Annotated in this window: 12 protein-coding genes and 1 tRNA gene; 9 read left to right on the top strand and 4 right to left on the bottom strand. The window is 61.7% G+C overall.

Annotated elements, in window-relative coordinates:
• Positions 1-7: 7 nt before the first annotated feature.
• The 3 genes from mutM (at position 8) to RQP53_RS13135 (ending at position 2,304) form a co-directional block, all read left to right on the top strand.
• Positions 8-823 carry a bifunctional DNA-formamidopyrimidine glycosylase/DNA-(apurinic or apyrimidinic site) lyase gene (mutM, locus tag RQP53_RS13125; protein WP_315650776.1) on the top strand — a complete coding sequence of 272 codons (816 nt, stop codon included), beginning with the start codon at positions 8-10 and terminating at the stop codon, positions 821-823.
• Positions 824-832: 9 nt separating this feature from the next.
• Positions 833-1,873, top strand: a complete 1,041-nt coding sequence (mutY, locus tag RQP53_RS13130; protein ID WP_315650777.1) for an A/G-specific adenine glycosylase — start codon at positions 833-835, stop codon at positions 1,871-1,873.
• Between the two features lie 131 nt (positions 1,874-2,004).
• Positions 2,005-2,304 carry a hypothetical protein gene (locus RQP53_RS13135; RefSeq protein ID WP_315650778.1) on the top strand — a complete coding sequence of 100 codons (300 nt, stop codon included), beginning with the start codon at positions 2,005-2,007 and terminating at the stop codon, positions 2,302-2,304.
• A gap of 15 nt (positions 2,305-2,319) precedes the next feature.
• On the opposite strand, the gene rapZ is transcribed toward RQP53_RS13135, so the two are convergent.
• The 3 genes from rapZ to RQP53_RS13150 are packed head-to-tail and all read right to left on the bottom strand — an operon-like array spanning position 2,320 to position 5,864.
• On the bottom strand, positions 2,320-3,243 hold the full coding sequence (gene rapZ / locus RQP53_RS13140; RefSeq protein WP_315650779.1) for an RNase adapter RapZ: 924 nt from the start codon (positions 3,241-3,243) through the stop codon (positions 2,320-2,322).
• Complete coding sequence (gene recN, locus RQP53_RS13145) at positions 3,240-4,952, bottom strand: DNA repair protein RecN (RefSeq protein ID WP_315650780.1); 1,713 nt, start codon at positions 4,950-4,952, stop codon at positions 3,240-3,242. Before recN ends, rapZ begins: the two co-directional genes overlap by 4 nt.
• 36 nt (positions 4,953-4,988) lie before the next feature.
• Complete coding sequence (locus RQP53_RS13150) at positions 4,989-5,864, bottom strand: NAD kinase (protein WP_315650781.1); 876 nt, start codon at positions 5,862-5,864, stop codon at positions 4,989-4,991.
• Positions 5,865-6,015: 151 nt separating this feature from the next.
• Here RQP53_RS13150 and hrcA point away from each other — a divergent pair, with 151 nt between their 5' ends.
• The 5 genes from hrcA (at position 6,016) to RQP53_RS13175 (ending at position 10,475) form a co-directional block, all read left to right on the top strand.
• Positions 6,016-7,035, top strand: a complete 1,020-nt coding sequence (hrcA, locus tag RQP53_RS13155) for a heat-inducible transcriptional repressor HrcA (protein ID WP_315650782.1) — start codon at positions 6,016-6,018, stop codon at positions 7,033-7,035.
• Positions 7,036-7,141: 106 nt separating this feature from the next.
• Positions 7,142-7,218, top strand: a tRNA-Ile gene (locus RQP53_RS13160).
• 353 nt (positions 7,219-7,571) lie between these two features.
• A complete protein-coding gene (locus tag RQP53_RS13165) occupies positions 7,572-8,546 on the top strand; it encodes an ABC-three component system protein (protein WP_315650783.1) in 975 nt (324 codons plus the stop codon).
• Complete coding sequence (locus tag RQP53_RS13170) at positions 8,533-8,757, top strand: ABC-three component system middle component 6 (RefSeq protein ID WP_315650784.1); 225 nt, start codon at positions 8,533-8,535, stop codon at positions 8,755-8,757. Before RQP53_RS13165 ends, RQP53_RS13170 begins: the two co-directional genes overlap by 14 nt.
• Positions 8,748-10,475: a DUF2326 domain-containing protein gene (locus RQP53_RS13175; RefSeq protein WP_315650785.1), complete on the top strand. Its 1,728-nt coding sequence runs from the start codon at positions 8,748-8,750 to the stop codon at positions 10,473-10,475. The genes RQP53_RS13170 and RQP53_RS13175 overlap by 10 nt, the downstream gene beginning before the upstream one ends.
• Here the strand turns inward: RQP53_RS13175 and RQP53_RS13180 are convergent, their stop codons facing one another.
• On the bottom strand, positions 10,476-11,297 hold the full coding sequence (locus tag RQP53_RS13180; protein ID WP_350340391.1) for a replication endonuclease: 822 nt from the start codon (positions 11,295-11,297) through the stop codon (positions 10,476-10,478). It lies immediately after the preceding gene.
• Between RQP53_RS13180 and RQP53_RS13185 the strand changes: the two genes are divergently transcribed.
• Entirely contained in the window at positions 11,223-11,711 is a 489-nt protein-coding gene (locus RQP53_RS13185; RefSeq protein ID WP_315650787.1) for a hypothetical protein, read from the top strand. The two genes, RQP53_RS13180 and RQP53_RS13185, sit on opposite strands and share 75 nt — an antisense overlap.
• Positions 11,712-11,769: the final 58 nt, after the last annotated feature.

Below are 11,769 nucleotides of genomic sequence, written 5' to 3' on the forward strand. Positions count from 1 at the left end.
TGCTCGCATGCCTGAGTTGCCGGAAGTAGAAGTCACACGTTTGAGCTTTGCCGATGCGATCGCCGGGGCGCGGGTCAGGGCCGTGCGGCTGGGCAAGCCGCTGCGCTGGCCGCTGGGCGTGGCGCCCGAGGCTTTGCGGGGCCAAAGCATTGGCCTGGCGCAGCGGCGCGGCAAATACCTGTGGCTGCCGGTGGGCGAGGGTGGGCTGCTGATGCATCTGGGCATGTCCGGCTCGCTGATGTTTGGTGAGGCCGCCGGGCCGCTGGGGCCGCATGAGCACTTCGAATTGGAGACCGACCGCGGCAGCCTGCGCTTGAATGACCCGCGCCGCTTTGGCGCCGTCGTCTGGTCGGCCGGGCTGCAGCAGGAGCCGGCCGCCAAGCTGCTGGCCGGCCTGGGCATGGAACCCTTCGATCCGCGCTTTGATGGGCCGCATCTGCATGCCGGACTGAGCGGCCGCCGGGTGGCGATCAAGCAGGCGTTGCTGGCCGGTGATGTGGTCGTTGGCGCCGGCAATATCTACGCCTGCGAGGCCTTGTTCCTCGCCGGCATCGACCCGCGCACGCCTGCCGGGCGCATCAGCCGGCCGCGCTGCGAGCGGCTGGCGCAGGCGGTGCGCGGCGTGCTGGCGCAGGCGCTGGAGGCGGGCGGCAGCACGCTGCGCGATTTCAAGAATGCCCATGGCGTGGCTGGCAGCTTCCAGATGCAGGCCCGCGTCTATGGCCGCGAGGGGCAGAGCTGCTTTGCCTGCGGCAGCACGATCAAGCGCATCGTGCAGGCCCAGCGTTCGACCTTTTTTTGCCCCCATTGCCAGAAGCGTTGAGCGCCCGTCATGAGTGAATCGAGAGTGCAGGAGATCGTGGCGCAGTTCGCGCCCACGTTGGTGGCCTGGCAGCGCCAACATGGTCGGCATGAACTGCCCTGGCAGCAGACGCGCGACCCCTATCGCGTCTGGCTGTCCGAGATCATGCTGCAGCAGACGCAGGTGACGACGGTGCTGGGCTATTACCAGCGCTTCCTCGAGCGTTTTCCGACGGTGCGCGAGCTCGCGCTGGCCGAGCTGGACGAAGTGCTGGCCCTCTGGGCCGGCCTTGGCTACTACAGCCGGGCGCGCAATCTGCATCGATGTGCGCAGGCGGTGCTGGCCGAACATGGTGGCGAGTTTCCGCGCAGCGCCGAGCAGCTGCAGCAGCTGCCCGGCATCGGCCGATCAACGGCGGCGGCGGTGGCCTCCTTCTGTTTTGACGAGCGCGTCGCCATCCTCGACGGCAATGTGAAGCGGGTGCTCAGCCGCGTGCTGGCCTTTGATGGTGATCTGGCCTCGGCCGCGCAGGAAAAGCTGCTTTGGCGCCATGCCGATGCGCTGCTGCCGGCGCGCGCCGCCGATATGCCGGCCTACACCCAGGGTCTGATGGATCTGGGCGCCAGCCTGTGCGCCAGCAAGACGCCGCAATGCCTGCTCTGCCCCTTGAGCGAGCTGTGTGCGGGCCGCGCACAAGGCGAGCCGCAGCGCTATCCCATCAAGAGCAGGAAGCTCAAGCGTGGCCGGCGCGAGCATTGGTGGCTGTGGCTGGAACATGAAGAGCGCATCTGGCTGCAGCAGCGGCCGGACAGCGGCGTCTGGGCCGGCCTGTGGACGCTGCCGCTGTTTGACAGCGAAACCGAGCTGTTGGCGGAGGCCACGCGGCTGGGTGCCGAGGCCGAGCCACTGCCGCGCGTTGAGCATGCGCTGACCCATTTCGACTGGGTGCTACACCCGCGCCGGGCGCTGCTGAATGAAGGCGCTGCGCCGCTCGAGCAGGGCCGCTGGGTGGCGCGCGAACAGCTGGCCAGCTATGCGCTGCCGGCGCCGCTGAAGCGCCTGATCGGCTGAGGCCTGGCAGAGGCTTGTTTGGAGCCAGTTACCAGCAGCTGCCGAGCTTTGACTATTGGATTTCGGCCCCGCGCCCGCTATGCTGCGCGGCTCTCTTGTCCAGCCTCCATCCAGCCGCGCGGATCAGCACCATGAAAGCATCAGTGAAGTCTTCGGTTGAATCCGCCCTGGTGGCCGCGGCGGCGGCGGCTGTGTGCCTGTGGCAGCTGATCGTCTACGGTTCCGCCGAGGATGGCGACACCGCACGCATCGTCATGTACGCGCTGGGCTTGAGCATTGCGCTGATTGCCCACTGGACATTTCTGGCGCTGGCGCTGCAGCGTTCCGGCCGTGCGGTCGTGCCCTGGACCTTTGGCCTGGTGGTGCTGTGCCCGATCACCTCGGTGGTGGCACTGGTGCTGCTGGCGGCCGACGAGGAACAGCCGGCCTGAATCCACTGAACCCGCTTACTTCGCGTCCAGCTCGCGGTGCCGCTTGAGCACCTGGCCGTGGTAGGCGAACTGCTTGCTCAGCGTTTCGACCAGATAGACCGAGCGGTGCTGGCCGCCGGTGCAACCAATCGCCACCGTCAAATAGCTGCGCTGATCGGCTGAGAAGTTCGGCAGCCACTGCGCGATGAAGGCGCTGATCTGGCTGAGCATCAGGCGCACCTCGGGCTGGGCTTCGAGGAACTTGGCCACCGGCTCGTCGCGGCCGGTCTGCGGGCGCAGCTCGCGGTCGTAATAGGGGTTGGGCAGCACTCGCACGTCGAAGACGAAATCGGCATCGCTGGGCACGCCGTGCTTGAAGGCAAAGGACTCGAACACCAGGGTCAGCGACTCGCCGGAGACGACGACCAGATCGCGCACCCAGGCGCGCAGCTGGGCCGGGCGCAGCTGGCTGGTGTCGATCACGGTGGACTCCACGCGCAGCGCCGCCAAGAGCTCGCGCTCCAGATGGATGGCGTCGAGCAGGGCACGGTGTTCGTCTTCGCCGCTGCTGCTGGCGTTTTCGCCCACCGGCGTGGCCGGGTGCTGGCGCAGTGGGTGCGGGCGGCGCGTTTCCGAGAAGCGGCGCATCAGCGTCTCGGTGTTGGCGTCCAGAAAGATCGAGCGCAGCGCCACGCCATCGGCGCGCATCTGCTTGATCAGCGGCAGCAGATGCGGCAGCGAGCCGGCGCTGCGCACATCGACGGCAATCGCCACCCGGCGCTGGCCGCGCTGCTTTTCCAGCGCCAGGAACTCGGGCAGCAGTTCGGGCGGTAGGTTGTCCACGCAGAAGAAGCCGGCATCTTCCAGTGCATGCATGGCAATCGATTTGCCGCCGCCGGACACGCCGGTGACCAGCACCACATCGCTCTTCTCGGCTTTGGCCTTTTTGCTCGCGTTCATGACTTGGCTTTCTTGCTGCCGGGCTTGGCGCCGGGCACGGTATGGGCAGACAACTCCAGCATCTCTTGGGCGTGGGCCAGGCTGGTGGACGAGAGGCGTTCGCCGCCCAGCATGCGCGCGATCTCGGCCACGCGGGCCTCGCCGGCCACTGGCTGCACATCGCTGCAGGTGACGCCATCGCGCAGCGCCTTGGCCACGACGTAATGCTGATCGGCGCAGGCGGCCACCTGGGGCAGGTGGGTCACGGCCAGCACCTGGCGCTCGCGGCCCAGCTGCTTCATCAGCCGGCCCACGGTTTCGGCCACGGCGCCGCCGACGCCGGCATCGATTTCGTCAAAGATCAACGTGCCGACCCCGGCGCTGGCGCTGCCCAGCTGCTGCTGGCAGGTGGTGACGGCAATCGCCAGCGCAATCCGCGACAGCTCGCCGCCCGAGGCCACCTTGGCCAGTGGGCGCGGCGTGCTGCCCGCATGGCCGGCGACCAGGAACTCGGCCGACTCCATGCCAAAGCTCTGTGGCTGCTCCTGCGCCAACAGCGCGATCTCGAAGCTGCCGCCGGCCATGCCCAGCTGCTGCATCGCCTGGGTCACGGCCGATGCCAGGCGCGGCGCGGCCTCGGCACGCACGCTGCTCACGCGCTTGGCCTCGCGCTCATAGGCACGGGCCGCCTGCTGCAGCGCGGCTTCGAGTGCGGCCAGATCGCTGGCGGCATCCAGCGCGGCCAGCTCGTTCTTCCATTCCTGATGCAGGGCCGGCAGTTCGGCGGCCTGACGGCGGTAGCGCCGCGCCAACGCCATCCAGGCTGACAGCCGTTCGTCCAGCTGCTGCAGGCGCTGCGGGTCCATGTCCTCGCCATGCAGATAGGCGCCCAGCGTGTGGGCGGCGTCCTGCAGCTGGGCCTGGGCGCCGAGCAGCGCGTCGACCGCCTGCTGCAGCCGCGGGTCGTAGTCCAGCACCGCCTGCAGGCCCTCGATGGCGCGCTGGGTCAGGTCTTCGGCATTGGCCTCGCCCTCGCTGAGCAGCTCGACGGCGCTGCGCGCGCCATCCATCAGCGATTGCGCATGCGAGAGGCGCTGGTGCTCGCTGCTCAGCTCTTCCCATTCATCGGCGCCGGGCGCCAGGCGCTCGATCTCACCCAGCTGCCAGGCCAGGCGCTCACGCTCGCGGGCCAGTTCGCCCTGGCGTTGCTGGGCGCCGGCCAGGGCCTCGCTGGCCTGCTTCCAGGCGGCGTGAGTGCGGGCCAGTGGCGCAGTGTCCAGCTCGGCATAACTGTCCAGCAGCGCGCGCACGGCGGCCGGGCGGGTCAGGCCTTGCCAGGCATGCTGGCCGTGGATGTCCAGCAGGCTGTCGGCCAGTTCGCGCAGCTGCGCCACCGTGGCGGCGCCGCCATTGATCCAGGCGCGGCTCTTGCCCTGGGCGTCGATCACGCGGCGCAAGAGCAGGGTGTCGGCCTCGGCGTCGAAGCCGGCTTCGTCCAGCCAGGGGCGCAGTGCCTCGGGGCGGTCGAACTCGGCGCAGATCTCGGCGCGGGCGGCCTGTTCGCGCACCACGCCGGCATCGCCGCGGCTGCCCAGCGCCAGTTGCAGCGCGTCGATCAGGATCGATTTGCCGGCGCCGGTCTCGCCGGTCAGCACGGCAAAGCCGCCGCTGAAGTCCAGCTCCAGCTCGGGCACGATGACGAAATCTCGCAGGCTCAGTCGCCTCAGCATAGGGGCCTCAACACAGTCTTTTTAGTGGCCGGGCGCTCAGGACACGCCCTCGTACCAGCGCAGCTTGCGCCGCAGCGTGGCGTAATAGCTCCAGCCGGTGGGATGCAGAAAGCAGACCTTGTGCGCCGAGCGACGCACGGTGATGCGGTCGCCGTGCAGCAGGCTGGCCAGGCTTTGCATATCGAAGTTCACACTGGCATCGCGGCCGGCGACGATCTCCATGCGCACCTCGCCCAGGTCCGGCAGCACGATGGGCCGGTTGGACAGCGTGTGCGAGGCAATCGGCACCAGCAGCCAGCCGGCGATGCTGGGGTGCAGGATGGGCCCGCCGGCCGACAGCGCATAGGCAGTCGAGCCGGTGGGCGAGGCGACGATGACGCCATCGGCGCGCAGATTGGCGACGAACTCATCGCCGACGTCGACCTTCAGCTCCACCATGCCGGCGGTAGCGCCGCGGCTGACCACCACATCGTTGAGCGCCAGGCCTTCGAAGATCACCCGCTCGTCGCGCCAGACCGCGCCTTCCAGCATCGCGCGGTGCTCCATCTCGTAGTCGCCGGCCAGGATGGGCGCCAGCGCCTCGCGGAAGCGTTCGATGGAGATGTCGGTGATGAAACCCAGCCGGCCCTGGTTGATGCCCACCAGCGGCGTGCCATGGCGCGCAATCTCGCGGGCAAATCCCAGCATGGTGCCGTCGCCACCGACGACGATGGCCAGATCGCAGGCGCCGCCCATCTCGTCGTGGCTGAGGGTGTCGTAGGCGCTGATGCCGGTGCTCTCGGCCGTCTCGCGCTCAAGCGACACGTCCAGGCCTTGCCCGGTCACAAATTCGGCTATTTCTTCAAGCACCGGGCGTATGCCCCTGGCCTGATGCTTGCCCACGATCGCTACATGTCGGAAACGCTTGGCCATGCGAAGAATTACACCACAGCACTATGAAGCTTTGGCGGCGCTGGGCGGGGCCGTGAAAGAGCGGTGAAAGGCCTCGTCCTGACTAGGGCTTGCCCTCAAAGCGCGCCGCTGGACCCAATGCCACCGGCTGCATGTCCTTACAATCCCCAACATGCTCGACGAGCGATCCAAATCACTGCTGAAAACCCTGGTCGAACGCTATATCGCGGACGGCCAGCCCGTGGGTTCGCGCACGCTGTCCAAGGCCTCGGGCCTGGAGCTGTCGCCGGCCACGATTCGCAATGTGATGGCCGATCTGGAGGAGCTGGGCCTGATTGCCAGCCCGCACACCAGCGCCGGCCGCATCCCCACCGCGCGCGGCTACCGCTTGTTCGTGGACACCATGCTGACGGCACAGCCCGGCCTGCTGGGCGTGGACCCCCGGCCGATCGAAACCCAGCTGCAGCCCGACCAGCCGCAGCGCGTGATCGCCAGCGCGGCCCATCTGCTGTCGAATCTGTCGAACTTTGTTGGCGTGGTCACCGCGCCGCGCAAGCCCAGCGTCTTTCACCACATCGAATTCCTGCGCCTGGGCGAACGCCGGGTGCTGGTGATCCTGGTCTCGCCCGATGGCGATGTGCAGAACCGGGTCATCTTCACCGCTCAAGACCTGAACCAGGCCGAGCTCGCCGAGGCCAGCAACCGCCTCAATGCCCATTACGCCGGCCTCAGCCTGGAGGCGGTGCGCGAGCGGCTCAAGAGCGAGGTTGATGCGCTGCGCGGCGAGATCGGCGTGCTGATGAGCGCCGCCGTGCAGGCCGGCACCGAGGCGATGGAGCAGGAAGAAGAGCGCGTCGTCATCTCCGGCGAGCGCAATCTGCTGACGGTGCAGGACTTCAACAACGATATGGGCAGCCTGCGCCGCCTGTTCGAGATGTTCGAGCAAAAGACCCAGCTGATGCGCCTGCTCGACGTCTCCAGCCGTGCCGAAGGCGTGCGCATCTATATCGGCGGCGAAAGCCAGGTCGTGCCCTTCGAGGAACTGTCCATCGTCTCCGCGCCCTATGAGGTCGACGGCCAGATCGTCGGCACCCTGGGCGTGATCGGCCCCACCCGCATGGCCTACGAACGGATGATCCAGATCGTCGACATCACCTCGCGCATGGTCAGCAACGCGCTGAGCCAGAAGTAAGCAAGTCGGCGCTGCTGTTCAAGGCACGCGCTCCAGCCCTATACAATCCGCGCTCCCGGCTCCCCGCCGGGCTTCACTGTCGGCGCCGCCCTGGCGCCGGACACGGGGGCCGTTAGCTCAGTTGGTTAGAGCAGAGGACTCATAATCCTTTGGTCACAGGTTCAAGTCCTGTACGGCCTACCAATTAAATCAAGGACTTACGACTGTTTTTCCCAACCTGGGCGACGGCCGAGTGACTCATGTAGCCACCGTGTAGCCAAGAGTCCTGCGCTTGGCGGCGCCTTGGGCTACGCCACATTGCAGGCGCAAAAGTTGCCCGCCGGAAGCGCCAACCCAACCGCGTTAGTACATTGCCCACTGTTAAACACCAGTCGGCCGCGTCAGCATATGCTCGGCGCGTGAAGAGCGACGGCGGCAGTCCGGGCCTACTCGGTTCGGCCTCTGCTTGGCTGCGCATCTTCAGCGCTAAACGACTTGCTATGAGTGCGGAAAGCACGAGTAAGTGCAGAAGGGTAGAAAGGGAGGGGAGGTGAGTTATGCAGAGTAAGGCCTATTTCGATCTTTGTACGAGAAAGCTAGCTGTCCTTGCGACTGAGGTCGAATTGCGAGGGAGCGTCAACATCTTGGATGTTCACGTGCACTGTGAGGATTTCTACGCACGCTTTCTCAATCTGTTGTTCGGCTACTCGCTGACCAATATGAATGCGACGCAACAGAATTCGGCCGGTATAGATCTGATTGATAAGACAGGAAAAACTGTTCTTCAAGTCTCTTCAACTGCCGCCTTCGACAAGGTTCAAACAGCGCTCTCGCACGCAAAGCTTACTGGGCTAAAAGGTTATCGTTTCAAATTTGTTTCGATATCTAAGGATGGGAGCGATTTGAGGAAGAAGGTCTTTAACAATCCGCATGGGCTGAACTTTTCGCCCGTTGACGACATCATCGACCTAAAAAGTATTACGGCTATCTTGTTGCACTCTGCGCCAAGTAAGCTGCAGCAAATCTACTCGTTCTTGCATGAGGAATTGCCTCTCAGCGAGGTTGAGCCACCGTCTGAAACAAATATTGCTGCGCTAATAAATATTCTTTGCGCAGAGGATCTTAGTCCACAAGCTCAAAGCGGCTCACCAATTCCATTTTCAATTGATGACAAACTCGTCTTCAATAACTTGGTTGTTGCAGCTGAATTGGTTGAAACTTACGCGGTCTATCAGCCGCGAATTGATGCGATTTACGCAAGCTTTGATGCAGCGGGTAGAAACCGGAGCACGTCAGTGCTGAGCGCCTTTCACTCTACATACCTTAAGCTGAAAAAGGATGGGGAAGCGGATGATGACCTCTTCTTCAGCATCATTGAGGCAGTAATGGATGCCGCAAAGAAGAGTGCCAACTACGTCGCGATTTCCGAGGAAGAACTGGAGCTGTGCATTCGGATCTTGGCGGTGGATGCATTCATGAAGTGCCGGATCTTCAAGAGGCCCCCAAAGGTGACAGCCCATGCTTCTGCCTAAGGACGTTCATCCCGAAAATAGCCTCTATTTCAATGGGGCATATATTATTCAGGCGCTATCTGGCGGCAAATCGATGGGGTTTATGGATTTGTATCTTGCCACGCGAGAGTTGCGTGATATGCCGATTGCCATTTTTGTCTTGGCGCTTGATTGGTTGTTTTTGGCAACCGTCGTGCATGATCAAAGCGGGAATATAGAGCTATGTTCCTAAAGTCGTTGCGCATTGAAGGGAAGGGCGGGCTCATTCGTCATATTAAGTTCCATGCGGGCTTAAATCTTATCGTTGACGAGACCCCGACTGACGACGCGGAGGCCACCGGCAACAACGTAGGTAAGACTACGGTGCTAATGCTGATTGATTTTTGCCTAGGAGCTAGTGCGAAGGGGATTTATACCGATCCTGAGACGAAGAAAAATGAGGATCCGGTGGTTAAGGACTTTCTCATAAACAATGAGGTCCTTGTCTCTTTGACTTTGACGTCAGATCTTGCTGACCAATTTGCTGTCGAGACCATCATTGAACGAAATTTCTTGTCCCGTAGTAAGCACATTCGTCGAATTAATGGGCAGCAGCTTACAGAACAGGCGTTCGAGGAGTATCTGACCAATCAGCTTTTTCCTGGTCATTTCGGCAAAAAGCCTACCTTTGGTCAAATCACCTCTCATAATATTCGATATAAAGATCTTAGTGTTAGCAACACACTGAAGACGCTGAATAGCTTTACTAGGGATGACGAGTACGAAACTCTCTACCTGTTCCTGCTGGGTTGCAATTTCGACAATGGCGATGCGAAGCAAAACTTGCTTGCGAGCATCCGAGCGGAAGCAAGTTTCAAGGCGCGACTAGAAAGCAAGCAAACTCGTTCTGCTTATGAGGCTTCGCTTGCGTTGCTTCAGAACGACATAGAACGTTTGAATGCTCATCGAGCAAATTTCAATACAAATCCAAACTTTGAAAATGACCTTCAGACTTTGGATAAAGCCCGCTATCAGATCAGTCTGGTAAGTTCTAAGATCAGCCGCCTTAACTTGCGGAAGGATCTAATTCAGGAAGCAATTCGGGAAATCAATTCCGGCGCCGCCAACATTGACGTGCGCCAGCTTGAATTGCTATACAAGCAGGTATCTGACAGCCTAGGAGCAGTAAGTCGCTCTTTTGCGGAGCTAGTAACATTCCACAATCGCATGATTGGGGAAAAGGCAAAGTACATTGAAAAAGATTTGCCAAAAATAGTTGCTGAGCTTGAAGTCAACAATGAAAAACTTCAAGACCTTTTGAAGGTAGAAAAGAATCTCTCGGCAAAGCTCTCAAAAACTGGCTCCTTTGAATCGCTAGAGCGAATCATTGTTGCGCTCAACGAAGCTCACCGAAAAAAAGGCGAGTACGAAGCAATAATTGATCAAATCACCCGATCTGAGAAGACTTTGGCGGGCTTTATGGGTGACCTTGAGAAGATTGATGATCGGTTGTTTTCAGAGGAATTTGAAGCCGAAATTCAGCAGCAGGTCAATAAGTTCAACGAGTTCTTTGCGAGTATTTCGAGAGAGCTCTACGGCGAAGAATATGCTCTGAAATTTGATCCTGCGGTGACCAAGACGGGGCAGAAGGTCTATAAGTTCAGCGCTTTCAACACAAATTTCAGTTCTGGAAAAAAGCAGGGCGAGATCACTTGTTTTGATATTGCATATACGCTTTTTGCAGATGCTGAGGGCATTCCTTGTTATCACTTCCTTCTAAATGATAAGAAGGAGCTTATGCATGACAATCAGCTTGTGAAGATCGCGCATCTCGTTCATAGAGAGAAAAAGCACACGCAATTTGTGGCGTCAATTCTGCGAGACAAACTGCCTGCGGAGCTAAATCAGGAGCACTATTTCGTTGTTCGTCTTTCTCAGGCAGAAAAGCTGTTCAAAATTGAACAGGCCTGACTAGGGAAACTCTCCCGCCGCAGAGTGCATGCGACATGTAGCTTGGTCCTGATCGGCATAGGGCTTGAACTTAGGTGGCCCAGAAATAGAAAGAGGCTCGGCCGCGTCGCCCTTCGTACAGTTATTGACACGAGTCCAAGGCGAAGCCGGCTGCGCCGTCTCCGCGATCTGGCTGCGCCAGTCGAAGCGGCGGACTTTGGGCCGCTCGATGCTCCAAACATGCCATACGGACTCGACCAACCAGGTGCGCAAAGGCTGGCCCTGTTCTAGCGTTGCTGTGCCGACAGTCTCGATACCGTAAGGACGGGGCTGCATGGCGTCGCCATATCGGCCCAAGCCATCGGGCGCGCGCTTGGCGAGCTTGATGCAGGCCTCGCGCCCAATGCCCATGCCTCCCTGGGCGCGGCAGTAGTCGTCCCAGGCCACAGTCTCCCGCTCGTCGCCATCGTGTTGAAATTGCTTGTTTGCTGCGCGGTGTGCGCGCTGCAAGTGTTCCGGGGCGTCCTTAGGCAAGCTGGGAATGCGTCGAAGCTCGCGCCAGACACCGACGGGCGGACAGCCGATGGCCTGGAACTGCCGAATGCCCCAGTTCGCGCACCAGGCTTCTACGCGCTTGGCACTTTCGACGGCTGATTTGCCTTCAAGGTCGTCGCCGACGTATTCACCGTCGATGTTCTTAGACACGTACTTGGCGATATATGCCGTCGCCGATCCCTTCGACATTTCGATGAGCTTGAAGTCGCACCCGTGTTCGATAGCGCCCGACTCATCGCCACTGTCTTGCAGCGCGCAGTGAAGGAGCCTGGCCTGCAGCTCCGCCATTTGGTCGGGTGGGCAGAAAAGCAGGACATGCCAGAGAAGCAAGCAAGAAACATGGTGCCCGCCCAACGCTCCGCCAATATCTGCGCCGCCATCAGCCTGTTCAGGCATACCGAGGCCACGCGCGCTGCGCAGGCATATGCAAAGGCGCTGGCTCAGGCGCAGCGGCCGCTGCGACTGGCGCTGGACGCGAACGCGCAGTGGCAGGCGGATGGGCCCTTGGCGGAATCGCCTTCGGCCCTGAGCGAGCAGCTGATCGCGCTGCTGTTTTGCTTGCCGGCTACGGCGAACGGAGCGAAGTGGCCAGCTCGCGGTACACGCGAGACGGCGTGCAACCGGCGTGCGCTCGACGCGCAGCCAGCCAGCCTGGCGGGCCTGGACGTGACGGAGGTCTGGGGCGACGGGCAGCAGGGCTGAGGGCGGCAGCCTGCGCGATCCGTTCGGTGCGCACGCCACAGGTGTGTTGGCAGCCGCT

The sequence above is a fragment of the Roseateles aquae genome, assembly GCF_032337115.1.
GTDB lineage: Bacteria > Pseudomonadota > Gammaproteobacteria > Burkholderiales > Burkholderiaceae_C > Roseateles_C > Roseateles_C aquae.